Origin of the sequence: Streptomyces sp. NPDC087263 (genome assembly GCF_044744645.1) — a bacterium.
GTDB lineage: Bacteria > Actinomycetota > Actinomycetes > Streptomycetales > Streptomycetaceae > Streptomyces.
In genome coordinates, this window is the sequence record NZ_JBIUYT010000007.1 from 348,096 (window position 1) to 373,136 (window position 25,041).

The following is a 25,041-nucleotide window of genomic DNA, read 5'->3' on the forward strand; positions in this document are numbered from 1 at the left end:
CTCAGCCCCGCCTTCACTCCTACCCCTGGGTGAACCGCACCTCCGACGAGGTCACCACCGTGCCCAGGCGCGGGAAGTTCAGGCCGACCGCCGCCTCGTGCTCGGGAGCGGTGAGGGCGGCCATCGCGTCCTCGACGAAGACGAGTTCGTAGCCGAGGTCGCCGGCCGCGCGGGCGGTGGACTCGACGCCCAGGTTGGTGGCGACGCCGCCGAACACCACGGTGGTGACGGCGCGTTCACGCAGGCGCTCGTCGAGTCCGGTGCCCTGGAAGGCGCCGATCGTCCGCTTCACGATCTCCACGTCACCCTCCGCCGCAAGCCCGGCGACCAGTTCGCTGCCGGGCGGCTGCCGGGGAATCCCGGGCCGCTCCACCCGGACGAGCACGACCAGCGCGCCCACCGTGCGGAACGCCGCCGCCAACTCCTCGGCCACGGCGGCGACTTCGGTCCCCTTGCGAGGTTCCAGGGGCAGCCCGACGATACGGTCCATCAGATCGACGAGCACGAGGGCCGTGTGTGCGGGGTCGAGAGCGAGTCGGGGTTCGGCTTCGGGTGCGTTCATGACGGAACGTTAGCCCGGGTCAGCCGTCCGTACCGGAAATCCGGATCAACAAGCCCATGAACTGCTCCCGCTCGGCCGCCGAGAGCGAGGCGAGCAGCTCGTCGTTCGCCTCGCGCGCGGCCTTCTCGCAGCGCTTCAGGAGGCGGCGCCCCTCCTCGGTGATCGACACCGCGTTCCTGCGGCGGTCCGTGAGGTCCGGTTCCCGGACGACCAGGCCGGCGGACTGCAGGTCGTTGAGGACGCCGACCAGGTCCTTGGGGTCGAGCCGGATACGGCGCCCCAGCTCCGCCTGGGCGACGGGCCCGAGGTCCGAGACGGCGGAGAGCGCCACGTGGTGCCACATCTTCATGCCCTCGGCGGCCAGCGCCTCGCCGACGAGCGCGCGGCCATGGGCGGCCGCCCGGCCGAGGAGCCAGCTGGGGAGCGCACGAATGGCGGACAGAGACGCAGACACACAAGCATCCTATCCAATAATCATTGGACATCCCAATGATTCTCTGGATATCGTTGGGGCTCCCAATGAATCAATGCCCTCAGGAGGACGCTGCGTGACCGCACCGCGGAGCAATAACGGCACAGCGATACCCCTGTCCTGACACCTCGCCACCAGATGTCCGGACGTATGAAGGGCAGGGCCGCACCATGCCGTCGAGTCTCCGCGCTCGTCTCAGATCGACCGTCACCGTCGTGCTCACCACCGCCTCGCTGCTCGCGCTGCCGGTCCCGGCCGGAGCCCAATCGGCCGCGGCGGCAGGCGAGTTCGAGCAGCAGGTACTCTTCAAGGCCCCGCAGGATCCCGGCTACGCCTGCTTCCGGATCCCCGCCGTCGTACGGACGGCGAAGGGCACACTGCTGGCGTTCGCCGAGGGGCGGGTCCTCAACTGCGGAGACGCGGCCGACATCGACATCGTGGTCAAGCGGTCCACCGACGACGGACGCACCTGGGGCCCCCTCCAGGTCGTCAACGACGGCGACGGCGACACCCACGGCAACCCGGCGCCCGTCGTGGACCAGGAGACCGGCCGCATCCTGCTGGCCGAGACCTACAACCCGGGCCGGGCGGACAGCGCGAACTGCGCCGTCCCCTGCGAGCGCACCCCGCACATGCAGCACAGCGACGACGACGGCCTCACCTGGTCGCAGCCGCGCGACCTGAGCGACGAGCTCCTGCCGGCGCACTGGAACTCCTGGTACGCCACCGGTCCCGTGCACGGCATCCAGCTGACCGCCGGCGCGCACGTGGGACGCCTCGTCTTCGGCGTCAACACCGAAACGTGGGAGGGAAACCGGCCCACCACCAACCACGCCGCGCTGATCACCAGTGACGACGGCGGCGACCACTGGGCCATCGGCGCGACGGACTCGTGGCCCATCGCCGACGACGGGACCTTCCGCCAGAAGCCGTCCGAGGTCGCGCTCACGGAACGCGCGGACGGGTCCGTCCTGGTCAGCGGGCGCGAGCAGGACGGCGCCGACCTCGGACACCGCACCCAGGCCGTCAGCACCGACGGCGGCAGCACCTTCGCGGCGCCCTTCAAGGACATCCCGGATCTCTACGCACCCCAGGTCCAGGGTTCCCTGCTGCGCCTGGGCGAGCGGCTGCTGCTCGCCTGCCCCGGCGACCCGGACCGCCGCCGGACGATGATGATCCGCTCCTCGTACGACAACGGGGCCACCTGGGAGAGCGTGGACCGCGGCACGGTCGTCACGACGGACTGGTCCGGCTACTCGGACATGGTGGCGATCGGCTCCGGAACCGTGGGCCTGCTGTACGAGGGCGGCGCCGTCGACGCACGCGACGAGATCCGCTTCGCCCGCTTCACCGAGGACTGGCTGACCCCGAGCCGCGGTGCGGACCCGACGACGGCCGACCTGGCACCGGGCGCCGAGCCGGCCGCCGTCCTCGGGGGTGCCCAGGAGACGCCGAGCGGGTTCGGCGGCGCGCTCCAGTTCGACGGCGCCGACGACGCCGTACGACTTCCCTACCGGGACCAACTCCCGCTCGGCAGCAAGGCCTTCACCGCCTCCCTGTGGTTCCGCTACACGGCCACCACTGGTGAACAGCCGCTGCTGTGGATGGGCGGGTCCGGCAACTCGCAGCCGCAGGTGTGGCTGCGCGGCGAGCCCGAGTCCGGCCGCATCACGGGGCTGATCACCACCCGGGACGGCGCGGCGCCCCCGACCACGACGTCCGTGCACACCATGGGCGCGTACAACGACGGACAGTGGCACCATCTGGCGCTGCGCCGCGGCGCAGGGCAACTGACGCTGTTCATCGACGGTACGGCGCTCAGCACGGCGGACCTGCCCGGATCGGTCAGCCGGAACTCGCCGTTCGGGGTGCACGTCGGCCAACGGATGGACGGCCGGGCGCATTTCACCGGCGCGATCGACGAAGTCCGGCTCGAAGCGCGGGCGTTGACCGTCGACGAGCTGACCGACCTGCGCACCGACAACTTCCTCCCTGTGACGCAGGACACCGTGCTGTGGCTGCCCATGGACCACGTGAGCGGCGGCCGCTAACGTCCCGTGCGTGCCGGACGACGCAGGAGCACGACGCCAGAACGCGACCGGGCTCGGCATCCTGCTCGCCCTGGTCTGCGCCGCCGTACTGCTGACCGTCCTCCCGGACGACGACCGGGAGGACGACGACGCGTGCACGGCTCGTACGCTCACGTCCTGGACCGCCGAGGAGCGGCTCACGGACGAGTTCGCCCGGTACGGGGACGACGCCTCGCGCGTCGACGACTGGACCGGCGGCGACGGCACGCACTCGGTGCGGCTGCCGGACGGGCGGCTGCTGTGGCTGTTCTCGGACACCTATCTGGGTCAGGTGTACGCGCCGCCGAACCCGGTGGGCGAGTCCTTCACCTGGCGCGACGCCGCGACTCCGCTGGTGCGCAACTCGGCCGTGGTGATGTCGGAGTCCGGACGCCTGGAGACCACGCTCCCCGCGCCCGTCTTCCCCGACCCGGCGCCGCAGCAGTGGCGCTGGCCGGTCGCGGCCCACGTCGAGCCGCGCTCCCCCGGCTCCTCCGAGCAGGTGGTGCGCGTCCTGCTGTGGACCCGTACGGCGGGCCAGGCCCCGTGGATCTACGGGGTGCCCACGGCCACCGAGGTCGCCACGCTCTCCCTGCCGGATCTGCGGCTCGAAGGCATCACGACGGTCCTGGACCAGAGTTCCGTCGCGGATCCCTCGCGGCGCGTGCTGTTCGGCACCACGACGGTCGACGCGGGCGAGTGGACGTACGTCTTCGGCGGCGACGACGGACAGGCCGCCTCCCGGCCCGCCTCGAAGGCGTACGTGGCACGCGTGCCGCGCGGCGGGCTCGCCGAGCCGGGGGCCTGGGAGTACTGGGACGGTGAGCGCTGGGCGGTGCGGGCGGCTCCGCGGCCGGTCCTCGGGGATGGGCAGCGCACCGGTGTGGGCAGTGCGTTCAGCGTGGTGCGTGACGACGGGACGTATGTGCTGTTCACGATGGCCGCGGGCGCCGCGGGCCTGACCACGGTGACGTCCTACTGGGCGTGCGCGCCGACGGGCCCCTGGCACGGGCCCACCCGGAGCTTCAGTCCGCAGCTCCCCCAGGGCGAGGTGGCGGCGTACAACCCGCAGGTGCACGTGGAGTTGGGTGACGAGGACCGTCTCGTGCTGAGCTACGACGTCAACTGGCTGGACGTGACGGGAGCTTCGGCGCAGGCGAACCTCAGCCGGAACGTGTCGCTGTACCGGCCACGATTCGTGACGCTGCGGCTGGAGTCCGCTCCCTGACCACCTCGGGATCGCGCGAGCGCCGCTTGGCGATCATCGCGCACACCATCAACTGCATCTGGTGGAAGAGCATCAGCGGCAGCACGGCGAGCGAGGCCTGCGCGCCGAACAGCACGCCGGCCATGGGGAGTCCGGAGGCGAGGGACTTCTTGGACCCGGCGAACTGGATGGTGATCCGGTCCTCCCGGTTGAAGCCCAGCGCCTTCGCGCCGTACCAGGTGACCGTGAGCATCACGGCGAGCAGCACGGCCTCGACCACCAGGAGCCCGGCCAGCCGCAATGCGCTGACCTGGTGCCAGATGCCGTGCACCATGCCCTCGCTGAACGCCGCATAGACGACCAGGAGGATCGAGCCGCGGTCGACGTATCCGAGGAACTTCTTGTGCCGCGCGATGAAGGTGCCGATCCAGCGCCGCAGCACCTGTCCGGCCATGAACGGCACGAGCAGCTGGAACACGATCTCGACGATCGAGTCGGCGGAGAAGCCGCCGCTGCCGCCGAGCAGCGAGGCCGCGAGCAGCGGCGTGACCACGATGCCGGCCAGCGAGGAGAAGGAGCCCGCGCAGATCGCGGCGGGCACGTTGCCGCGTGCCATCGAGGTGAAGGCGATCGACGACTGGACGGTCGAGGGGACGAGCGTGAGGAAGAGCAGGCCCTGGTAGAGCGGGTCGGTCAGGAACACCGGTTCGAGGCTGCGGGCGGCGAGACCGAGCAGCGGGAACGCCACGAAGGTGCAGACGAGAACGACGGTGTGCAGCCGCCAGTGGCGCAGTCCGTCGATCGCCTCGCGGGTGGAGAGGCGGGCTCCGTAGAGGAAGAAGAGGAAGGCGATGGCGGCCGTCGACGCACCCGAGGCGACGTCGGCTCCCGTACCCCGCGCGGGGAGCAGTGCGGCGAGGCCCACTGTTCCGAGCAGCATCAGGATGTACGGGTCAATGGGCATCCAAGCCGGCCACTTCAGGCGTCTCACGGTTCTCCACTGCTCGTTCTGTGCGCGGTTCAGTACGTCATTGTCTGAAGTCGGTCGTCCCCTCTCCATGATCCTCTCCTGAGGCGCAATCGGGAATCCCTCATACCGCTCTGACTGTCATCACGTTTCGCGATAACCTCTGGACCATGTACGACCCGTCCCAGCTGCGTACCTTCCTCGCGGTGGCGCAAACGCTGAGCTTCACCCAGGCCGCCCGGCGTCTGGGGCTGCGCCAGTCCACGGTCAGCCAGCACGTACGCCGCCTGGAGGACGCCACCGGACGGCAGTTGTTCACGCGCGACACGCACTCCGTGGAGCTCACGGAGGACGGCGAGGCGATGCTCGGTTTCGCCCGCCGGCTGCTGGACGTGCAGGAGCAGGCGACGGCGTTCTTCACGGGGACCCGGCTGCGCGGCCGGCTGCGCTTCGGCGCCTCCGAGGACTTCGTCCTCACCCGCCTCACGGAGATCCTGGAGAGCTTCCGGTACGACCATCCCGAGGTGGATCTGGAGCTGACCGTCGAACTGTCCGGCACGCTCCACGAACAGCTCGCGGCGGGGAAGCTCGACCTGGTGCTGGCGAAGCGGCGGCCCGAGGACCCGCGCGGCGAACTCGTCCGGCACGACCGCCTGGTGTGGATCGGCGCGGAACGCCTCCGCCTGGACCCCGACCGCCCGGTTCCGCTGATCGTCTACCCGCCGCCGGGCATCACCCGGGCTCTGGCGCTGGAAGCCCTGGAACGCCAGGGCCGGTCGTGGCGCGTCGCCTGCACGAGCGGCAGCCTCAACGGCCTCATCGCGGCGGCCCGGGCGGGACTGGGCGTCATGGCCCACTCAAGGGGACTCATCCCACCGGGGCTGGTCCGGATCCCGGAGCGGGCGGGACTACCGGAGCTGGGCGAGGTCGACTTCGTCCTGTTGCACGGGCGGCGCAGGAGGGCGGCGCAGGGCGCGGCGGACGCGCTGGGGACGGCGATCCTCGGGGGCGGGGACCGACTGCGGCGGGCCTAACGTGACGGACCCGTGTACGTGAGCTGCTTCACCCGGCGCAGGAACGGCGTCGTCTCGACGTGCCGGACGCCTTCGAGGCCCCCGAGTCTGCCGCTGAGGTAGGAGTAGAGGTCGGCGGTGTCGCGGGCAACGGCGGTGACGACGATGTTCGAGGAGCCCGCCGTGGCCGAGGCGAAGGCGATCTCGGGATGGGTGGCCAGGGCCTGCCCGACGGTGTGGAGGGCGGCGGGGGCGGCGGTGATCCACAGGATGGACGCGAGCGGGTAGCCGAGGACCTCGGAGTGGTACTCCACGTCGATGAACACCGCACCCGAGGCGAGCAGCCCGGCCAGACGGCGCTTGACAGCGGACTCGGAGAGGCCGGTGGCCCTTTGGAGTTCGGGGTAGGTGGCGCGCCCGTCGCGTTCGAGGGCGGCGATCAGGGGTTCGTCCTCCGGGACGATCCGGACCGGCCCCGAGGACACCGGCGCCTCGGGGCGCAGCGCGGCGGTCTGCTCGTCCGTGAGCGCCCCGAACTTGGCCGCCCAGCCCGACGGTCCGCCGTAGAAGCGGTGCAGCAGCTGGTGGGCGCGGATCTCCAGCATGCTCGGGGTGCGCGGCAGCTTGCCCAGCAACAGCTCGTCGTGGTCACCGGGATGGCGCGGGCGCGTGATGCAGACCACCTCGGTGCCGCCCGAAGCGAGCCCGATCCAGGCGGTGTCGGGGCGCTTGGCGAGCGCGTCCGCGATGATCCCGGCGCTGTGAGGGGCACAGCGCAGCCGCAGGATCCACTGGTCCTGACCCAGCCGTTCGGCATCGCGTACGGCGACCACGCGGAGCCCGCCCTCGGCGCGCAGCCTGCGGAAGCGCCGTGCGACGGTCTGGTCGGAGACACCGAGCACCGTCGCGATCCGGCTGAAGGGAGCGCGGCCGTCCAACTCCAGGGCGGACAGCAGCTGCAGATCCAGCAGGTCGAAGGTGTCGGATTCCAAGTCCATCAGGACCACTCCTGTCGGATTCCGGCGCTCCGGCGTTCACGGCCACCGCGATCGTCCGGCACGGGCCCATCGTACGGAGGCATACGCATCGGGAACACAGGGGAGTTGAGGACATGCGCACATGGGGACCGCTCACGGCGGTGTGCCTGGGGACGTTCATGTTGTTGCTGGACGTGACGATCGCGATCGTGGCGCTGCCGGACATGGCGCGGGCGCTGCACGCGTCGCTGGGTGAGTTGCAGTGGGTGATCGACGGCTATGCGCTCGCGCTCGCCGCACTGCTGCTGGGGGCAGGCGCGGCGGCCGACATTCTGGGGCGGCGCCGGGTGCATGTGGCGGGCGTCGTGCTGTTCGCGGTGGCGTCGCTGCTGTGCGGGCTGGCGTCGGGGCCCGGGATGCTGGTGGCAGCGCGCGCCTTGCAGGGGGTGGGCGCGGCGGCGATGCTCGCGACGACCCTGCCGCTGCTCGGCTCGGTCTACCAGGGGCGGCAGCGGTCGGCGGCGCTCGGTGTGTGGGGAGCCGTGAGCGGCGGCGCCGCGGCGGTCGGTCCGGTGCTCGGCGGGGTGCTCACCGAGGGGCCCGGATGGCGGTGGATCTTCTTCGTCAATCTGCCGGTGAGCGTGGCGTCGGTGTGGCTGACGCTGCGGGTGGTGCCGGAGTCGCGTGGTCCGCGCGGGATGACCATCGACTGGGCGGGCACGGTGGCGTTCGCGTGCTTCGCGGGGGCGACGACCTACGGGGTGGTGCGGGCCGGGGCGGACGGCTGGACGTCGGCGGTTCCGGCAGGCTCGTTCGTCCTCGCGGCACTGGCCCTGGTCGCCTTCGTGCTCGTGGAGCGGCGGGTGGCCCATCCGCTGCTCGATCTCTCGTTGCTGCGCAAGCCGGCGTTCGTGGGCGTGATGGCGGGTGCGCTCGCCTTCAACGGGGTCGCCTTCGGCGTGCTCGCGTACACCTCGATCTGGATGCAGACGGTGCTGGGCATGAGCGCGGTGCGCGGCGGGCTCGCGCTGCTGCCGCTGACGGGGGCGTCCGTGGTGGTCGCCATCCTCGCCGGGAAACTGCTGCACGGGGTTCCGGCGGGGCTCACCATAGGCGGCGGACTGCTGCTGATCGGCTCGGGCACGTTCTGCCAGGCCGTCCTGGACGCCGGCGCGAGCTGGACGGCGCTGGTGCCGGGACTGGTCCTGGTGGGGATCGGCACCGGGTTCGTCGCTCCTGCCATCGCGGGTGCCGCGCTCGCCGCGGTACCGCCCGAGCGGGCGGGCATGGCGGGCGGCGCGGTCAACACGGCCCGCCAGCTCGGGTACGCGCTCGGGGTCGCCGTGTTCGGCACCGTGCTGACCTCCCGTATGCAGGACACGCTGTCGCACGACGCGGCCCACACGCTGGCGGGCGGCGGCGCCGGGGCGCTGCGCGGCGCGCTGTCCGAAAACACCCTGCGGGCCGCGTACGCGGCGGGGCTCAACTCGGCTTCGGTGGCTGCGGGGGTGACCGGAGTGATCGCCGGTGCGCTGGTCCTGGTGCTGGTGCGGACACCGCGGGCCGTGACGGGCAGGGCCGGGGCGCCGGTGGAGCAGCAGCCGACCGGGGCGCCCCGCGGATGACGGTGGGGCGCCTCTCCCGCTGACAGTGAGTGACACTCGCGGGCCGGAAGGGGGACCTCCACATCTGATATCCGGTGCGGTAAGGGTCGTACAGATTCGGTGGAGATTGCGGGACGGAAACCTACGGAACCGTAAAAGTTTCCGTCCGGCCCTTCCCCATGTGCGGGCATTTCCGCGACATGTGTGGGCATTTCCGCGACTGACCAGTAGGTATGCCTTACCTCTCCGCACTGCGACCCCCCTCCCGCCCCGCCTCACGGTGAGGTAGCTTTCACGGCGCCGTGCGGAGCACCACTAGGAGCGGGATTGCGCGAGTTCACCAACCCTCCGTTGGCGTCGGCGCCGCCGGTGGGCGGTTTGGCCGACGTCGTCTTCGACCATGCCCAGGAGGACCCGCTCCACATCGCCCTCGGCCGCAAGGACGAGCAGGGGCAATGGCGTGATGTGACCGCCGCCGAGTTCCGCGACGAGGTGCTCGCACTGGCCAAGGGGCTGCTCGCCCACGGCATCCGGTTCGGGGACCGGGTCGCGATCATGTGCCGTACCCGCTACGAGTGGACGCTCTTCGACTACGCGCTCTGGACCATCGGCGCCCAGGTCGTACCCATCTACTCCACCTCCTCGGCCGAGCAGGTCTTCTGGATGCTGTACGACGCACAGGTGTCGGCCGTCATGGTGGAGCACGAGGACCACGCGATGACGATCGCCACCGTCGTCGAGCGGCTGCCGCAGCTGCACAAGCTGTGGCAGCTCGACGTGGGCGCGGTGCACGAGCTGTACGAGGCGGGCGCGCACATCGACGACGAGGTGGTGCACCGGCACCGGCGTGCGGTCACGCCCGAGTCGGTCGCGACGATCATCTACACCTCGGGCACCACCGGGCGCCCCAAGGGCTGTCTCATCTCCCACGCGAACTTCATGTTCGAGGCGGACACCGTCATCGAGCGCTGGGAGCCGGTCTTCCACTCCAAACGGGGCGACGAGGCGGCCACCCTGCTGTTCCTGCCGCTCGCGCATGTCTTCGGACGCATGGTGCAGGTCGCCGCGATCCGCGGGCGGGTCAAGTTCGGACACCAGCCGCAGCTGAACGCGGCGGCCCTGCTGCCGGACCTGGCCGCCTTCCGGCCGACGTTCTTCCTCGCGGTCCCGTACATCTTCGAGAAGGTCTTCAACGCGGCCCGCCGCAAGGCCGAGAAGGAAGGCAGATCGGGCCCCTTCGAGAAGGCCGTCGACGTCGCCGTGCGGTACGCGGAGGCGATCGAGGCAAAGGCCTGGGGCATCGGACCCGGCCCCTCGGCAAGCCTGCGCATGCAGCACCAGGTCTTCGACAAGCTCGTCTACTCCAAGGTGCGGGCCGCGATGGGCGGCCGGGTGAAGCACGCCATGTCGGGCGGTTCGGCGATGGACCGACGGCTCGGGCTGTTCTTCGCGGGCGCGGGCGTCTTCATCTACGAGGGGTACGGGCTCACCGAGTCCACGGCGGCCGCCACCGCCAACCCGCCCGAGCGCACCCGGTTCGGCACCGTCGGGCAGGCCATCCCCGGCACCACCGTGCACATTGCGGACGACGGCGAGATCTGGCTGCGCGGCGACAACGTCTTCCAGGGCTATCTGAACGACCACAAGGCCACCGACGCCACCCTTCAGGACGGCTGGCTCGCCACCGGCGACCTGGGCTCGCTCGACGAGGACGGCTACCTCACCATCACCGGGCGCAAGAAGGAGATCCTGGTGACCTCCGGCGGCAAGAGCGTCTCGCCGGGGGTGCTGGAGGAGCGCGTACGCGACCATCCGCTGGTCGCCCAGTGCATCGTCGTCGGCAACGACCGCCCCTACATCGCCGCGCTCGTCACCCTCGACTCCGAGTCCGTCGAGCACTGGCTCCAGATGCGCGGCAAGGCGAAGATGACCGCCGCCGACCTCGTGCGCGACCCCGACCTGGAGACCGAGGTGCGGCGCGCGGTGGTCGCCGCGAACACGCTGGTGTCGCAGGCCGAGTCGATCCGTACGTTCCGGATACTGGCCCACCAGTTCACCGAGGAGCACGGGCTGCTGACGCCCTCGCTGAAGCTGAAGCGGAAGGCGATCGAGGACGCGTACGCGACGGAGGTCGAGGCGCTGTACAAGGCGTGAGCCTCCTTGGGCCGCGTCCTGCTCGACGGCACGGACATCACGCGCCGCCCCATCCGGCGCGGCGGCGGGGGCGGTCCGGTGGCAGATCCGCCGGCCAGGAATGCGGCACGGCCCGTGATCGTTGACGATGGTGGTATCACCCGACGACTGAAGGATCGAGAGCTCGTGAGCAAGGTCCCCCCGATCATCCTGAACAACGGCGTCGAGATGCCGCAGCTTGGTTTCGGCGTTTGGCAGGTGCCGGACGACGAGGCGGAGCGGACGGTCACCACCGCGCTGGAGGCCGGGTACCGCAGCATCGACACTGCCGCGATCTACGGCAATGAAGAGGGCACCGGCAAGGCGATCAACACCTCCGGAGTCGCCCGTGAGGATCTCTTCGTCACCACCAAGCTGTGGAACGACGACCAGGGGTACGACTCGACCCTGCGTGCGTTCGACACGTCCCTGGAGAAGCTCGGCCTGGAGTACGTGGATCTGTATCTGATCCACTGGCCGATGCCGGCCAGCGGCAAGTACATCGACACGTACAAGGCCTTCGAGAAGATCCTCGCCGACGGCCGGGCCAAGTCCATCGGCGTCTCCAACTTCCTCCCGGAGCACCTGGAGGCGCTGATCGCGGCGACGTCCGTCATCCCCGCCGTCAACCAGATCGAACTGCACCCGCAGCTCCAGCAGTTGGCGACGCGTGAGTACCACGCGGAGCAGGGCATCGCCACCGAGGCCTGGTCCCCGCTCGGCTCGGGCAAGGGCCTCCTCGAAGTGCCGGCGATCGTCGCCGTCGCCCAGAAGCACGGCCGCACCCCGGCCCAGATCGTGCTGCGCTGGCACCTCCAGCTGGGGAACGTCGTGATCCCCAAGTCCGTGACCCCGTCCCGGATCAAGGAGAACATCGACATCTTCGACTTCTCCCTGGACGCCGAGGACATCGCGGCGATCTCCGCCCTGAACGAGGACCGGCGTCTGGGTTGGGACCCGGCGGAGGTCAACTGAGCCCGACCCGCACGGACCACGGCGCCGGCCCGGACGCGCAGCACGCGTCCGGGCCGGCGTCGTCGCTGTCAGACCGGCTTGTCAGACCGGCTGCCCGATCGGCCGCACCACCACCGTGTTCACATCGACGCCTTCCGGCTGCCGGATCGCCCAGACGATCGACTCGGCGAGCTGGTCCGCGGTCAGCAGATGGCCGGGCGGCAGGCTGCCGTAGCTGTCCCAGAAGGGGGTCTCCACCCGCCCGGGCGAGATCAGGGTCACGCCGACCCCGAACTCGGTGACCTGCCGCCGGGTGTTCTCGGCGAGCCCGGTCACGGCCCACTTCGTCGCCCCGTAGATGTTCCCGGGGCCGTGCACGTGGCCCGCGACGCTGCCGACCAGCACGATCCGGCCCCGCGTCTCCTTGAGGGCGTCGATGGAGGCCCTGATCAGCAGCGCGGGACCCAGCACGTTGGTCAGCACCATCTCGGGCCATCCGGCGGGGTCGCCCTCGGCGACGGTGTCATGGGTGGCGAAGCCGGCGTTGGCGATGACGGTGTCGAGCCGCCCGAACTCCTTGAGCGTCACCTCGACCGCCGCCTGCACGTGGTCGTACTCGGCCGCGTTCCCCGCGATCGTCAACAGGCCCGCGGGGCGCCCGAGTTCCTCGGCGAAGCCGCGCAGCCGCTCCTCACCCCGCCCGGTGACCGTCACCCGGTGCCCGGCGTCGAGAAGCCTCCGCGCGAGCGCGGCGCCGATACCGCTGCCGCCACCGGTGATGAGCGCTACTGGTGAGTCGGTCATGGTTACCCCCATACGTTTCCCATGCGGTCAGGCGAACGCCGGGAGTCCATCATTTGGAGCGCTCTCGAAGTCAAGCGGCTTCGGCCCTGTCCGCCGCTGTCGGCGCCGGCGGGAAAATCCGTTGCACCCCCGGACGGCGTCGACGGACAGTGGATCCATGACCATGACCATGCCCACCCCACCGTCCAGCCTGACCGTGCGCCCGGCGACGCTCGATGACGCGACGGCGGTGTGCGCGCTGCTCAATGAGATCGACCTGCTGGAGATCGGTCGCGCCGACACCGAACTGCCGGAGATCCAGACGGACTTGAAGCACCCCGAGATAGACCTGGAGCGCGACTCCTGGCTGCTGTTCGACGGTGGAAGGCTGATCGGATACGGCCTGCTGTGGGACGAGTCCGGCGGCGAGCGGATCGACATGGACCACTACACGCTGCCCGACCGGCCGTACGGGTCCCAGCACTTGTTCGACCTGATGGAGGCCCGGGCCGCCGAGCACGCCGCCGCCAACGGGGCGGCACGAGCAGTGGTGCACCTGCACCTGAACACCGCCCCCACCACGGACCTGCGGGCGCTGCGCGGACGGGGCTGGCGTCCGGTCCGCCGTTACAACGTGATGGCACGTCAGCTGTCGGGCACCACCGACCTGTTGCCTGCCCCTCCGCCCGGTGTGACCCTGCGCCCGTGTCTGACCGAGCCGGACCGCCGACGCGCCCACGCTCTGCTTCAGGAAGCCTTCGCCGAACACTTCGACTTCCAGCCGCGCACCTACAAGCAGTGGCTGGACGACATCGACGCCGAGCATGCCGACTGGTCACTGATCTGGATCGCACACCTCGACGGCCTCGGGGACACGGCGGCGCTGCGCAGTCACGACAACCGCGCCTCGATGGCGTGGATCGCCAGCATCGGCGTCGTCCGCAAGGCCCGGGGCCAGGGCCTTGGCAGCTACCTGCTGCGCCACGCCTTCGGGCACTACGCGGCGCGGGGCCGCGACCGCATCGGCCTCGGCGTGGACACGGACAACAGCACGGGCGCGCTCGCACTGTACGAACGGCACGGCATGACTCTCGACTTCGCCGTCGACACCTGGGAGCTGATCCGCCCGATCCACCCGGCCTGACCGGTCAGACCGATCCACCCGGGCCTGCCGGTCAGACCGGCCTGACCGGTCAGACCGAGCGCTTCGCCACCCTGTCCGGGGACGAGATGCCGCGAGACGCCCGCCGAGGGCTACTCCGGCTTCACTGCCACGTACACGGTGTGCGCCGTCAGCAGGAACGCGTCCGGGCGGTGGTGCACGCTCGCCTTGTCGTCCGGGTCGAGAAGCCGGTCGAGGGTGGCGAGATCGTCGGCGTCGAGATGCTCGCCGAGGCCCTCGCGGCGATGGGTGAGGACGGCGACGACGAAGGCGCGGGCGTCGTCCGTGAGGGGGGCGGGCAGGTCGAGGAGGAACGTGCGGGTGGCGGTGTGGCGCAGCCCGACGGCGTTCATCAGAGCGGGCCAGTCCTCCGTCTCCGTCACCGCTCCGGGCAGCTCGGCCCGCATCCTGGCGAACCACTCCTCCTGGATCGCGTCGATACGGGACTGCAGGCCGGGGCGGCCGATCCCGATGTCGCGCGGGAAGTAGCGCGCGGGCAGCCCGCCTTCCAGCAGGGCCAGTACGCCGCCGGGTGCGAGCGCCCGTGCGAAACCCGCGAGCGCGGCCCGCTGGTCGCCGACGTGGTGCAGAGACCTGCTGGCCCACAGCAGGTCAGCGGGGTACTCCAGGTCGTCCAGTCCGTCGTCGAGCTCGGTCCGCAGGGTGCTGAAGCGGTCGGCGACACCGAGCCCGTCGGCACGCTCCCGGGCCCGCTCCAGGAGGGGTTCCACCGCGTCCACGGCGACGACCCGCGCCTGCGGAAAGGTGCCGGCGAGAAGACAGGAGACGACGCCGGGCCCGCTGCCCGCGTCCACGACCATCTCGGGCTCGGGCTGCAACTCCCCCAGCCAGGCCGCCACGCTCGCGTAGAGCGGGGAGGACAACTCGGCCTCCTGTTCCAGGTAGGGGAGCATCTTGGCGAAGTCCATGTGCGCGTGGTCGTGCGCCGGGTGGCCCTCATGCGTCTGCTCGTGGTCGTGTGCCATGTTCCAAGCCTCTCGTCCGGGTATGGCCAGCCTGCTCCGCCGCTCCCGGAAACGGCTACTAGCGTTGCGCAAACAGCAAAATCCTGGCGGCGCAGGAGCGGTACGCCGGGGCCGGCCCAAGCCGCCCCGCCCCGTTGGATCACGGGCTACGAGGTGCCGTACCTCTCGGCCAGTTCGGCGGCCGTCCGGGCGATCCGCTCACGCAGCTCGGCCGGTGCCAGGACCTCGATGTCCGTGCCCAGCCGGAGGAACTCGCCGTGCGCGTGGTCGATGGACTCGATCGGCACGGTGGCCTGCATCCAACCGTCCTTGTCCGGGCGGCCGTTGGTCTCGACGGCACGGGCGAGCTGCCCGCCGAGCGTGGCTGCCTGCCGTACCCGGACCACCGCCTCCGAGCGGAACAGCCGATCGTGGAAGTCGCGTTGGTACGCCGTCCAGTACGCCGCCAGGTCGAAGGCCTCCGGCCGGGTGAACTCCCCTTCTCCTAAAGCCAGTTCGAGGATCTGGTCGACCCGGAACGTACGCGGGCCCGGCCCCGCGACGACATACCAGCGGCCCGCCTTCAGAACGAGGCCGTACGGCTCCAGGCGGCGCTCCACGTCGGTCGGCTCGCGCCAGCGGCGGTACCGGATGTGCAGGACACGGCGGTTCCAGACGGCGTCGGCGACGGCAGGGAGGTACGGGGTCTCGTCGGCGTCCGCGTACCAGCCCGGCGCGTCCAGGTGGAAGCGGCTGCTGATCCGGTCGGCGTGCGCGAGCAACTCGCCGGGGAGAGCCGCACGGACCTTCAGCTGGGCGGCGGCGAGGACCGAACCGAGGCCGAGCTCGGCGGCGGGTCCGGGGACGCCCGCGAGGAACAGGGCCTCGGCCTCCCCCTCGGTGAGGCCGGTGAGCCGGAGGCGGTAGCCGTCGAGGAGCTGGTAGCCGCCGGCGTGCCCGGCGTCCCCGTACAGCGGCACGCCCGCCGTGTGCAGCGCGTCCACGTCCCGGTACACGGTCCGCACCGACACCTCCAGCTCCTCGGCGAGCTGGGCGGCGGTCATCCGGCCGCGTGTCTGGAGGAGCAGGAGGATCGAGACGAGCCGCGCTGATTTCACCCCGCCAGAATCCCAGACTTCACTGACAGTAGGTGTCAGTGGAGCGGGCCTAGCTTGCTGGTATGGCCTTCAGGGAGAAACTGCTGACCGTTCCGCCGCCGATCGCGGTCGCGGGACGGCACGTCAAGCGCTATCACGTCACCACCGACCCGGCCGGCATCGCGCCCGACGTCGAGAAGGCGGCGTACGCGCTGCTGCCGCACCTGTTCCCGGAGCCGGACGACACCCCGCCCGCGACCTTCGTCGTGCTGCACCGGGGCGGCGACGACGGCGCGTACCTCAACGCCTACAGCTGGGTGTGGGACAACGTCCTGCACTTCCGGGGCGCGTCGGCGGGCCAGCCGGTCCTGGGCTGCCCGGACCGGGACCCGACCCACTTCGTCACGCCCGACCTCCCCTGGATCGGCTGCGTCTGGGAGCTGCCGCCGATCCTGCACGAACGCGACGCCTGGGTACGGCACATGCTCGCGCCGAACACCCCTGACCTGGACGCCTATCTGACGGACACGCTTCCCGAGGGCACGACCGGAGACCGCTCATGAGCACCGCGCACGACTTCGACTTCCTCCACGGCGAGTGGGACATCCATCACCGCCGTCGTACCGACTTCCTCGACGCCGACAGCGACTGGGAGGAGTTCCCGGCCACGCACCGCTGCTGGAGCCTGTTCGACGGCGCCGCCGACATCGACGAGATGGACGTGCCGGGTCAGGGCTGGAAAGGGCTCACCCTGCGGCTCTTCGACCCTTCGGCCCGCGTGTGGTCACTGAACTGGTCCTCCAGCCGCACCGGGAGGCTCTTCCCGCCGGTGACCGGACGGTTCGGGCCCGACGGGCGGGGCCGGTTCCACGGGGACGACACACATGACGGCAAGGACGTGCGGGTGCGGTATGTGTGGTCGGGGATCTCCGCCACCACTGCACGCTGGGAGCAGGCCTTCTCCGTGGACGGGGAGGGCACCTGGGTGACCAACTGGGTCATGGACTTCACCCGGCGGACTTCGGCCTCCTGAAGGCCAGCAGGGTGAACTCCGGTTCGGTACGCGGGACTTCCTGGTCGGGGAGGGCCTCAAGGCGGGCGATGAACTGCTCGGTCAAGGGGCCGTCCGGCGCCAGCTGGGTGAACCAGCCGCGGCGCAGGTCGGCCGTCGTGCCGCGGGGGCTGCGGCCCTGGCCGTGGCCCCGGAACCGGGCCCGGCCCGCCGGGAGGAGTCCATGCTCCACGGCGTACGACGCGACGCGCTCGGCCCGGTCCTGGGCCGGGCGGCGCGGGCGCGGAGCGAGTACGGCGTCGATGTCGCTGCCGACGTCGTGCGCGGCGGCCTTGTCGACGGTGGTGACGTACACCCCGCCGGGTCGCAGCACCCGCGCGCACTCGGCGACGACGGCCCGCGCGTCCCCGGGGCCGTCCACCAGATGGAGCAGCCACACAGTGGTCACGGCGTCGAACTCGCCGTCGGGGAACGGCAGTCGGCGGCTGTCGGCGAGGGCCACGGTGCCCGGCATCCGGGCCGCCGCCAGCCGCGCCATGCCGTAGGCGGCGTCCACTCCCGTCACCCGCAGTCCCGGCCGCCCGGCTGCCAGGCGCCGGGTCACGCTCCCGGTCCCGCAGGCGACGTCGAGCAGGGTGCGCGCGGTTTCGGGGACGAGGCCGAGTACGGCGTCGGCAGCCGCCAGGGCCCTCGGCTCACCGCCGCGTGTGCTGTCGTACGCCTCGGCTTCCTTGTCGTAGTCCAGCATGCGGGTCAGCGCGCACCGTGCCCGGGAGCCAGTTCCTCCACCCTGCGGGCGAGTTGGAAGTCGAGCTCGGTGACCGCGCCGCCGACGCTGTGGGTGTTCACGGTGAGGGCGACGGTGTTGTAGCCGAGGGTGAGGTCGGAGTGGTGGTCGAGTTCGTCCTGCACCTGCGCGATGTGCACGACCAGAGCGGTCGCCGCGAAGTGCGAGCCGAGCCGGTAGGTACGGGCGAGCCGGTCGCCGTCCAGGGACCAGCCCGGCAGGTCCGCCAGTTGCTCCTCGATCTCCTTCTGCGCCAGCGGTTCGACAGGCATGACCTGGGCTCCATTCGTACGACGTGAGGGTGCGCGCGGGACTCTTCCTCAGCGTGCCACAGTCCCCGGAACTCGGCCCCGGCCGAGCTCCCGGTGGACGCGCTCAGGCCCGTACGCACTCCGCCGCGAAGTCGTCCGCCAGGACGGTGATCGTGGCGCGTCCCTCGATCCGCTCCAGCCATTCGTGCGGCAGGCCGTGGTCGCCGTGCAGGGCACCGAGGAGGTTGCCGCAGAGGGAGCCGGTGGAGTCGCTGTCGCCGGAGTGGTTGACGGAGAGGAGGAGGGCGTCGGTCACCCTGGGGGTGGCGAGGGCGCTGTAGACGCCGATGGCCAGGGCCTCCTCGGCGATCCAGCCGGCGCCGAGGGATTCGAGCTTCTCGGCGCTCGGGTCGCCTTCGGCGGCCAGGTCGAGGGCCCTGTTCAGGGCGGCCGTCGTCTCCTCGTGGCCGGGGTGACGGGCCAGCAGCCGCAGCGTGCGCAGGACGGCGCCCTCCAGGGAGTCCCCGGAGACCAGGTGCGTGACGATCGCGGCGAGGGCGCCGGAGGCGTAGTAGCCCGTGGGGTGGCCGTGGGTCATCTGGGCGCAGCGGGCGGCCATGCCGAACGCGGTCCCGGCCGATGTCCTGGTCAGGCCGAAGGGTGCCGAGCGCATGACCGCGCCGCAGCCCTTGGAGTCGGAGTTGACCGGTCCTGGCGGGCCGAGCTCGGCCCCCGGATCGGGGACGTGGTCCTCCTGCTGAAGTCCGGAGAGGCAGGCGTTGCCGGGCGCCCGTCGCGCGTACAGCCAGCTCTGCGCGGCGAGTCCGCCCTGGACGTCACTGCCGGGCCCGGCCTTGAGCTGCGTGTCCAGCCACCGCCCGTACGCCCACCGCACCAGCCGGGACCAGCCGCCCCCGATGCCCTTGAGCCGCTCGCGCGTGTGCGCCTGCTGGATGCCCTCCACCGTGAACAGGGTCATCTGTGTGTCGTCGCTGACGCGCCCCACGACGCCCTCGCCGTCGGGCACAAGGCCGATCACCCCGCGGGGCCCGTGGGCGGCGCGGATCCGTTCCAGCGAGTCGAACTCGACGGGATAGCCCAGCGCGTCCCCGGTCGCCCCGCCCAGCAGACAGCCGCGTACCCGTGCCCGGTAGACCGCCTCGGCCTCCGGGCTCAGCCGCCCGTTCCCCATCTCGTTCACGCATCACTCCTCGACTACGGTCCTCGTATGAGCATTGTCGCGTCGGGTGCCTCCCCGCTTCCGAGTACCCCCGACGGCAAGGGCGTCGGCCCGCTGCTGCGCGGCTGGCGGGAGCAGCGGCGGGTGAGTCAGCTGGAGCTGGCGCTGCGGGCCGGTTCGTCGTCGCGGCACATCAGCTTCATCGAGACGGGCCGCTCCCGGCCGAGCGAGGAGATGGTGCTGCGGCTCGCCGAGCACCTGGAGGTCCCCGTCCGGGAACGCAACGCGCTGCTGCTCGCCGCGGGGTTTGCGCCCCACTACGCGGAGACCCCGCTCGACGACCCGGCGATGGACGCCCTGCGCGAGGGCATGGAACGGCTGATCCAGGGCTACGAGCCGTATCCCGCGCTGGTGGTCGACGCCACGTACAACGTCCTCGCCGCGAACCAGGGCATCGCCATGCTCCTGGACGGCATCCCCGAGGCCCTGCTCGCGCCCCCGCTGAACGCGATGCGTCTCACCCTTCACCCGGAGGGCATGGCGCCGCGCATCCGCAACCTCCGTGCCTGGCGGGGCCATCTGCTCGCCCAGATGGAACGGCAGGTCGCGCTCAGCCGCTCCGAGCCGCTGCGCGCGCTGTACGAGGAGGTGGTCGCGTACCCGGTCCCGGGCCCCGGCCCGGAGGACGAACCCTTCGACGCCGTCCCTTGTTTCGCGCTGCCGATGCGGATCGAGCACGACGGTCAGATCCTGTCCTTCGTCTCCTCCATCTCGACCTTCAACACCCCGATGGACGTGACGGTCTCCGAGCTGGCCATCGAGACGTTCCTCCCGGCGGACCCGGCAACGGCCAAGTACCTTCGGAGTCCGGTTTCCTGACGCGAGGCAAGGGTGACCCGGCCGACCCTGTGAGGCTCAGGGGGGAACATGACACACTGCGCGTGTACTTCGGCGCTTGGGGAGGCGTGGCGTGAGTGAGCGGCGGCCCGCGCCCACCGTGGGGCAGGTGGTTCTGGGGCGGAGACTCCAGGAGTTGCGGGAGAGAGCGGGACTGAAGCGGGAGGAGGCCGCGCGCGTGCTGCGCGTGGCCCCGGCGACCGTGCGGCGGATGGAGATGGCCGAGGTCGCGCTCAAAATCCCGTACGTACAGGTGCTGTTGACGACCTACGGGGTGGCCCCCGACGAAGTGGCCGCCTTCATAGGGCTTGCCGAGGAGGCGAACCGACCCGGGTGGTGGCAGCGGTTCCACGACGTGCTGCCGGAGTGGTTCAGCATGTACGTCAGCCTGGAGGGCGCCGCCCGGCTGATCCGCTCCTACGAACCGCACTTCGTGCCCGGGCTGTTGCAGACCGAGGACTACGCGCGGGCCGTGCTGGAGGCGGGGACGGTCGGGCAGACGGGTCCGGAGGCCATCGAGCGGCATGTGGCACTGCGTATGAAGCGGCAGGGGCTGCTCACCGGCGAGAACCCGCCGCATCTCTGGGTGATCATGGACGAGACGGCGCTGCGGCGTCCCGTGAGCATCGACAGCAAGGTCATGCGCGACCAGGTGGACCGGCTTCTGGAAGAGGCCGAGCTCGATCACATCACGCTCCAGGTCGCCGAGTTCGCCAGCGGCCCGCACCCGGGGACGTACACGTCCTTCGCGCTGTTCCGCTTCGCGGAGCCGGAGCTGCCCGACATGGTCTACAGCGAGTACCTGTCCGGTGCCCTCTACCTCGACTCACGCATCGAGGTGGCCCTGCACCTGGAGGTCCTGGACCACATGACGGCCCACGCGGCCTCCGCCCAGCGCACCAAGCAGATCCTCCAGGAGTTCCGGGCGAGGTTCTGAGCTGCGAGAACGTACCCCCTGGTCGCTGGATCCACTGAAGAATCCCTTGACGAATCCGTTGATGAATCCGTTGATGAATCCGTTGAAGAACCGCTACCGAGGAGCACCGTTGTGACCGGAAGTGACGCCGAGTCGATCCGTATCGACACCAGCCGACCGCATCCCGCGCGGGTGTACGACTGGTGGCTGGGCGGCAAGGACAACTACCAGGTGGACGAGGAACTGGCCCGCAGGATCCTCGGCGTGGACGAGGCCGCGGTGCGCAGTGCGCGCTCCAACCGCCGGTTCATGCACCGGGCCACCCGGGTCGCCGCCCGGGCCGGGATACGTCAGTTCCTGGACATCGGCACGGGCATTCCCACCGAGCCCAACCTCCACCAGGTCGCCCAGGAGGTCGCCCCGGAGTCGAGGGTGGTCTACGCCGACAACGACCCGATCGTCCTACGGCACGCAGAGGCGCTGCTACAGGGCACCGACGAGGGCTCCACCGAGTACGTGCACGCCGACGTCCGGGACCCCGACAGCATCCTGGGGCTGGCCGCCGAGTACCTGGACCTCGACCGGCCCGTCGCACTGTCGCTGGTCGCGCTCACCCACTACCTCGACGACGCTCCCGACGGCGACGACGTGTACGGCCTGGTCAGCAGGTACGTCACCGCCCTCGCCCCCGGCAGTTTCGTGGTCCTTTCCCAGGTCACCCCGGACCTCAGCGCCGAGACCATCGGGAAGGTCGCGGCACTCTTCCGGGAGAGCGGCACCCCCTTCCACCCGCGCACCCACGCCGAGTTCTCCCGCTTCCTCGACGGTCTTGAGCTGCTGGAGCCGGGTGTGGTCCCGGCCGTCGACTGGCGGCCGGAGCCGGTGGACGTGGCCGCGAAGGCGGAGGGCATCGTGCCCCTGTACGCGGGGGTCGCCCGCAAGTCCTGACCCGAAGTAAGCCGTGAGCGGGTGCCCCCGGGCTTACTTCGGGTCGGGGGCGAGCAAGGGAGCCTTCAGCGAGCCGCCCTGACGGCGGTCGGGTACTCCGGTCGGCAGCCGGGCCGGCGGCCCCGGTCGCCGTCCATGGGCGATCCACCTATGTTGGGGCGGGGGTACCTGGAGGCCGTCTTGGACCACTCGCCCGAAACCACGTCCGCGCCCGAGCCCGAGCCGGGCATTCAGGCCGCGCCGCCCGGCACCGATGTGCCGCAGGCGGGTGGCGGCAGTCACGAGCACCGGTGGCTGATCCTCGCGGTGGTCGGTATCGCGCAGCTCATGGTCGTCCTCGACGCGACGATCGTGAACATCGCTCTGCCGTCCGCGCAGAAGGACCTGGGATTCACCAACGGCAACCGGCAGTGGGTCGTCACCGCGTACGCGCTCGCCTTCGGCAGCCTGCTGCTGCTCGGCGGTCGCATCGCGGACCTGGTGGGCCGCAAGGCCGTGTTCCTCGCCGGGCTCGCGGGCTTCGCCCTGGCCTCCGCGCTCGGCGGTACCGCGACCAGTTTCGGGATGCTGGTGGGGGCCCGTGCCCTACAGGGGCTGTTCGGCGCGTTGCTCGCGCCGGCCGCGCTCTCGCTCCTCACGACGACGTTCACGGATCCGCGCGAGCGCGCCAAGGCGTTCGGGATCTACGGTGCGATCGCGGGCGCGGGCGGCGCGGTGGGGCTGCTGCTCGGCGGCGTACTCACCGAGTATCTGGACTGGCGCTGGTGCCTGTACGTGAACGTCTTCTTCGCCGCAGTGGCCATGATCGGCGGGGCACGGCTCCTGCACGCCGGAAAGCCCGCGGACCGGCCGAAGCTGGATGTGCCGGGCACGCTCCTGGTGTCGGCCGGGTTGTTCTGCATCGTCTACGGGTTCTCGAACGCGGAGACGTCCTCGTGGAGCGACGTGAAGACATGGGGCTTCCTCGTCGTCGGTGGGGTCCTCCTGGTCGGATTCGCCTGGTGGGAGACGCGGGCCGAACACCCCCTGCTGCCGCTGCGCGTGGTCCTGGACCGCAACCGCGGGGCGTCGTACCTCGCGATGTTCATCGCCGGTGCCGGCATGTTCGGCGTCTTCCTGTTCCTGACGTACTACCTCCAGGAGATCCTGGACTACTCGCCGATCAAGACAGGGCTGGCGTTCCTTCCCATGGTCGCCGTGATGGTGGTCATGTCCGTGGTCACGACCAACTACCTGGTGCCGAAGCTCGGGCCGAAACCGATCGTGCCGCTCGGCATGGCCCTCGCCTCGGCCGGGATGGCCTGGCTGACCGCGCTCGGTCTCGGCAGCAACTACGCCCAGCACGTGCTGCCGCCGCTCCTGATGGCCGGTCTCGGCCTCGGCATGATCTTCGCCACGGCGATGAACCTGGCCACATCCGGCGTCGCCGCGCGCGATGCGGGCGTGGCCTCCGCGATGGTCAACACCAGCCAGCAGGTGGGCGGTTCGATCGGCACGGCCCTGCTCAACACCCTCGCCACGAGCGCCGCGACGAACTACCTCGTCGGCAAACAGCCCACGGCACAGGTGCAGGCGCAGGCCTCGATGGAGAGCTACTCGACGGCGTACTGGTGGTCGGCAGGGTTCTTCGCGATCGGGTTCGTCGTGACGCTGGCGCTCTACCGGCGCGGGGTGCCCACGCAGCAGGCCGAGAGCCAGGCGGTGCACATGTAGTGCGGCCGATCCTGGCCCGTGCCCCGCTACTTGAGGGCGCGCTTGTCCGCCTTCAGGCTCTCGGTGAGCTTGATGGTGATGAACTCGTTGTTGTCGGCCTTACCGGGCGTACGGCCGGAGGAGAACGGGAAGTTGTTGTCGTTCAGGACCGCCAGCGTCCGGTTGTCCAGGAGGACCACGTCCTCGATCGTGGTGAACGGGAAGGTGAAGGTCTCGCCGAAGCCGCCGAGGCCCTTCGGGTTCGCGATGTTCATCAGGTCGGCCACGAGGGTCTTGTCCATGACCCCGTCGCCGTTGCGGTCGCGGGTGTCGGCGAGGTAGATCCGCTTGAACGTGGCGTCGGCGCCCTGGCCGCCGTCACGCTCGATGACCAGGAAGCGGTTCCTGTCGACGGCGATGGCGTCACCGATGGCGTTGGAGGGCGACTCCAGGCGGTAGGTGAAACGCTTCCCGGTGTAGTCCCGGCTCTTCAGGTCGAACTCGCTGAAGCGCAGGTCTCCGGGGGTGTCACCGTTGACCGTGCCTTCGAGGAGCGGGTACAGGTGACGGCCGTCGACCGCGCGGACCATGCCCTCGAAACCCTTGCTGCTGGCGGTGGTCGGCTGGGCGCCGTTCAGATACGGGTTCTCCGGCGCCTGCACTCCGTCGAGCGAGATCGGGGCTTCGAGAAGCTTGCCGGTGGAGGAGAAGTGCAGCAGGAACGGGCCGAACTCGTCGCCCAGCCAGTACGAGCCGTCGTACGCCCGCACGATGGACTCGACGTCGAAGTCGGCGCCGGTCAGCACCCGGTCGGTCCGGGTGAGCGGGAACGGCACCTTGTGGAACGGGTCGCTGAGGTTGAAGCCGCCCAGGACCTCGACCTTGCCGGTCTTCGTGTCCGGCTCGACGCGGTGGACGCGCAGCAGGAAGTCGGCGCTGTTGGCCTTGTTGCCGTATCCGTTGTCGGACAGCACGTCGTAACTGCCGTCGTGGCGGTTGACGGCGCCGCTGAAGCCCTGGACGGGCTGGTCGGCGAACGGCCCGGTGATGCCGTTGAACGGACCCGCCCCGATGGCCGAGCCGGACGGCTCGCTGTCCGGGACGAACGTCTGGGCCGGAAGCGAGGCGAAACCGGTCAACGTGGCCTGGCCGAAGGCGGCTGCGGTCCGAGCGAAACCAGCCGTGGCCCGGCCGGAGTCCTCGGAGTCGCGGTCGGCCATGGCGGGCGACGCGAGTCCGACGGTCAGCGCGACTGCACTGACCGTGATCGAAAGTCTCTTCATGACCCGCACGTTAGGGATACCGGGTGACGGGCGGCCGAACACTGGGCAACGCGCAGCACAGGCGTACTAGG

Annotated in this window: 24 protein-coding genes; 13 read left to right on the forward strand and 11 right to left on the reverse strand. The window is 70.7% G+C overall.

Annotated features, from left to right (window positions below; genetic code table 11):
* Nucleotides 1–19 precede the first annotated feature (19 nt).
* Both ACIPC1_RS24200 and ACIPC1_RS24205 read right to left on the reverse strand, forming a co-directional pair.
* Entirely contained in the window at nucleotides 20–562 is a 543-nt protein-coding gene (locus ACIPC1_RS24200; RefSeq protein ID WP_402520210.1) for an isochorismatase family protein, read from the reverse strand.
* A gap of 19 nt (nucleotides 563–581) precedes the next feature.
* The gene (locus ACIPC1_RS24205) at nucleotides 582–1,016 is read right to left on the reverse strand and encodes a MarR family winged helix-turn-helix transcriptional regulator (protein WP_402520212.1); all 435 of its coding nucleotides are present in this window, start codon (nucleotides 1,014–1,016) and stop codon (nucleotides 582–584) included.
* A gap of 188 nt (nucleotides 1,017–1,204) precedes the next feature.
* Between ACIPC1_RS24205 and ACIPC1_RS24210 the strand changes: the two genes are divergently transcribed.
* Nucleotides 1,205–3,085: an exo-alpha-sialidase gene (locus tag ACIPC1_RS24210; RefSeq protein ID WP_402520214.1), complete on the forward strand. Its 1,881-nt coding sequence runs from the start codon at nucleotides 1,205–1,207 to the stop codon at nucleotides 3,083–3,085.
* Between the two features lie 10 nt (nucleotides 3,086–3,095).
* A complete protein-coding gene (locus ACIPC1_RS24215) occupies nucleotides 3,096–4,331 on the forward strand; it encodes a DUF4185 domain-containing protein (protein WP_402520216.1) in 1,236 nt (411 codons plus the stop codon).
* On the opposite strand, the gene ACIPC1_RS24220 is transcribed toward ACIPC1_RS24215, so the two are convergent.
* Nucleotides 4,267–5,274 carry a bile acid:sodium symporter family protein gene (locus ACIPC1_RS24220; RefSeq protein WP_402520218.1) on the reverse strand — a complete coding sequence of 336 codons (1,008 nt, stop codon included), beginning with the start codon at nucleotides 5,272–5,274 and terminating at the stop codon, nucleotides 4,267–4,269. The genes ACIPC1_RS24215 and ACIPC1_RS24220 overlap by 65 nt on opposite strands.
* A 173-nt stretch (nucleotides 5,275–5,447) precedes the next feature.
* Here ACIPC1_RS24220 and ACIPC1_RS24225 point away from each other — a divergent pair, with 173 nt between their 5' ends.
* Nucleotides 5,448–6,311 (forward strand): LysR substrate-binding domain-containing protein, encoded by an 864-nt coding sequence (locus ACIPC1_RS24225; RefSeq protein ID WP_402520220.1) that lies wholly within the window; start codon nucleotides 5,448–5,450, stop codon nucleotides 6,309–6,311.
* Here ACIPC1_RS24225 and ACIPC1_RS24230 read toward each other — a convergent pair.
* A complete protein-coding gene (locus tag ACIPC1_RS24230; RefSeq protein ID WP_402520222.1) occupies nucleotides 6,308–7,288 on the reverse strand; it encodes an Lrp/AsnC family transcriptional regulator in 981 nt (326 codons plus the stop codon). The genes ACIPC1_RS24225 and ACIPC1_RS24230 overlap by 4 nt on opposite strands.
* A 113-nt stretch (nucleotides 7,289–7,401) precedes the next feature.
* Between ACIPC1_RS24230 and ACIPC1_RS24235 the strand changes: the two genes are divergently transcribed.
* The 3 genes from ACIPC1_RS24235 to ACIPC1_RS24245 all read left to right on the forward strand — a co-directional run bounded on the left by ACIPC1_RS24235 (nucleotide 7,402) and on the right by ACIPC1_RS24245 (nucleotide 12,018).
* Nucleotides 7,402–8,892 (forward strand): MFS transporter, encoded by a 1,491-nt coding sequence (locus ACIPC1_RS24235; protein WP_402520224.1) that lies wholly within the window; start codon nucleotides 7,402–7,404, stop codon nucleotides 8,890–8,892.
* Between the two features lie 306 nt (nucleotides 8,893–9,198).
* Nucleotides 9,199–11,025, forward strand: a complete 1,827-nt coding sequence (locus ACIPC1_RS24240; RefSeq protein WP_402520226.1) for an AMP-dependent synthetase/ligase — start codon at nucleotides 9,199–9,201, stop codon at nucleotides 11,023–11,025.
* A 207-nt stretch (nucleotides 11,026–11,232) separates the two neighbouring features.
* Nucleotides 11,233–12,018, forward strand: coding sequence for an aldo/keto reductase (locus ACIPC1_RS24245; RefSeq protein WP_402520587.1), 786 nt, complete (start codon nucleotides 11,233–11,235; stop codon nucleotides 12,016–12,018).
* Nucleotides 12,019–12,099: 81 nt separating this feature from the next.
* On the opposite strand, the gene ACIPC1_RS24250 is transcribed toward ACIPC1_RS24245, so the two are convergent.
* Nucleotides 12,100–12,801 (reverse strand): SDR family oxidoreductase, encoded by a 702-nt coding sequence (locus tag ACIPC1_RS24250; RefSeq protein ID WP_402520228.1) that lies wholly within the window; start codon nucleotides 12,799–12,801, stop codon nucleotides 12,100–12,102.
* Nucleotides 12,802–12,958: 157 nt separating this feature from the next.
* Here ACIPC1_RS24250 and ACIPC1_RS24255 point away from each other — a divergent pair, with 157 nt between their 5' ends.
* Nucleotides 12,959–13,924 carry a GNAT family N-acetyltransferase gene (locus ACIPC1_RS24255; protein WP_402520230.1) on the forward strand — a complete coding sequence of 322 codons (966 nt, stop codon included), beginning with the start codon at nucleotides 12,959–12,961 and terminating at the stop codon, nucleotides 13,922–13,924.
* Between the two features lie 110 nt (nucleotides 13,925–14,034).
* Here the strand turns inward: ACIPC1_RS24255 and ACIPC1_RS24260 are convergent, their stop codons facing one another.
* Entirely contained in the window at nucleotides 14,035–14,928 is an 894-nt protein-coding gene (locus tag ACIPC1_RS24260; protein WP_402520233.1) for a class I SAM-dependent methyltransferase, read from the reverse strand.
* Between the two features lie 146 nt (nucleotides 14,929–15,074).
* Nucleotides 15,075–16,025 (reverse strand): helix-turn-helix transcriptional regulator, encoded by a 951-nt coding sequence (locus tag ACIPC1_RS24265; RefSeq protein WP_402520235.1) that lies wholly within the window; start codon nucleotides 16,023–16,025, stop codon nucleotides 15,075–15,077.
* A gap of 62 nt (nucleotides 16,026–16,087) precedes the next feature.
* Here ACIPC1_RS24265 and ACIPC1_RS24270 point away from each other — a divergent pair, with 62 nt between their 5' ends.
* Nucleotides 16,088–16,567 (forward strand): hypothetical protein, encoded by a 480-nt coding sequence (locus tag ACIPC1_RS24270; RefSeq protein WP_402520237.1) that lies wholly within the window; start codon nucleotides 16,088–16,090, stop codon nucleotides 16,565–16,567.
* A complete protein-coding gene (locus ACIPC1_RS24275) occupies nucleotides 16,564–17,037 on the forward strand; it encodes a hypothetical protein (protein WP_402520239.1) in 474 nt (157 codons plus the stop codon). Before ACIPC1_RS24270 ends, ACIPC1_RS24275 begins: the two co-directional genes overlap by 4 nt.
* Here ACIPC1_RS24275 and ACIPC1_RS24280 read toward each other — a convergent pair.
* The 3 genes from ACIPC1_RS24280 to ACIPC1_RS24290 all read right to left on the reverse strand — a co-directional run bounded on the left by ACIPC1_RS24280 (nucleotide 17,012) and on the right by ACIPC1_RS24290 (nucleotide 19,246).
* Nucleotides 17,012–17,764, reverse strand: a complete 753-nt coding sequence (locus ACIPC1_RS24280) for a class I SAM-dependent methyltransferase (protein WP_402520241.1) — start codon at nucleotides 17,762–17,764, stop codon at nucleotides 17,012–17,014. The two genes, ACIPC1_RS24275 and ACIPC1_RS24280, sit on opposite strands and share 26 nt — an antisense overlap.
* Nucleotides 17,765–17,769: 5 nt before the next feature.
* Entirely contained in the window at nucleotides 17,770–18,075 is a 306-nt protein-coding gene (locus tag ACIPC1_RS24285) for a 4a-hydroxytetrahydrobiopterin dehydratase (RefSeq protein WP_384387231.1), read from the reverse strand.
* A 103-nt stretch (nucleotides 18,076–18,178) separates the two neighbouring features.
* Nucleotides 18,179–19,246, reverse strand: coding sequence for an ADP-ribosylglycohydrolase family protein (locus tag ACIPC1_RS24290; protein WP_402520589.1), 1,068 nt, complete (start codon nucleotides 19,244–19,246; stop codon nucleotides 18,179–18,181).
* A gap of 36 nt (nucleotides 19,247–19,282) precedes the next feature.
* On the opposite strand from ACIPC1_RS24290, the gene ACIPC1_RS24295 reads away from it, so the two are divergent.
* From ACIPC1_RS24295 to ACIPC1_RS24310, 4 genes are all read left to right on the forward strand, one after another.
* A complete protein-coding gene (locus ACIPC1_RS24295) occupies nucleotides 19,283–20,113 on the forward strand; it encodes a helix-turn-helix domain-containing protein (RefSeq protein WP_402520244.1) in 831 nt (276 codons plus the stop codon).
* A gap of 91 nt (nucleotides 20,114–20,204) precedes the next feature.
* Entirely contained in the window at nucleotides 20,205–21,068 is an 864-nt protein-coding gene (locus ACIPC1_RS24300; RefSeq protein WP_402520246.1) for a helix-turn-helix domain-containing protein, read from the forward strand.
* Nucleotides 21,069–21,179: 111 nt separating this feature from the next.
* Nucleotides 21,180–21,995, forward strand: a complete 816-nt coding sequence (locus ACIPC1_RS24305) for an SAM-dependent methyltransferase (protein WP_402520248.1) — start codon at nucleotides 21,180–21,182, stop codon at nucleotides 21,993–21,995.
* A 150-nt stretch (nucleotides 21,996–22,145) separates the two neighbouring features.
* Nucleotides 22,146–23,708, forward strand: a complete 1,563-nt coding sequence (locus tag ACIPC1_RS24310; RefSeq protein WP_402520591.1) for an MFS transporter — start codon at nucleotides 22,146–22,148, stop codon at nucleotides 23,706–23,708.
* Between the two features lie 26 nt (nucleotides 23,709–23,734).
* On the opposite strand, the gene ACIPC1_RS24315 is transcribed toward ACIPC1_RS24310, so the two are convergent.
* Nucleotides 23,735–24,970, reverse strand: a complete 1,236-nt coding sequence (locus ACIPC1_RS24315) for an esterase-like activity of phytase family protein (RefSeq protein WP_402520250.1) — start codon at nucleotides 24,968–24,970, stop codon at nucleotides 23,735–23,737.
* Between the last annotated feature and the right edge of the window lie 71 nt (nucleotides 24,971–25,041).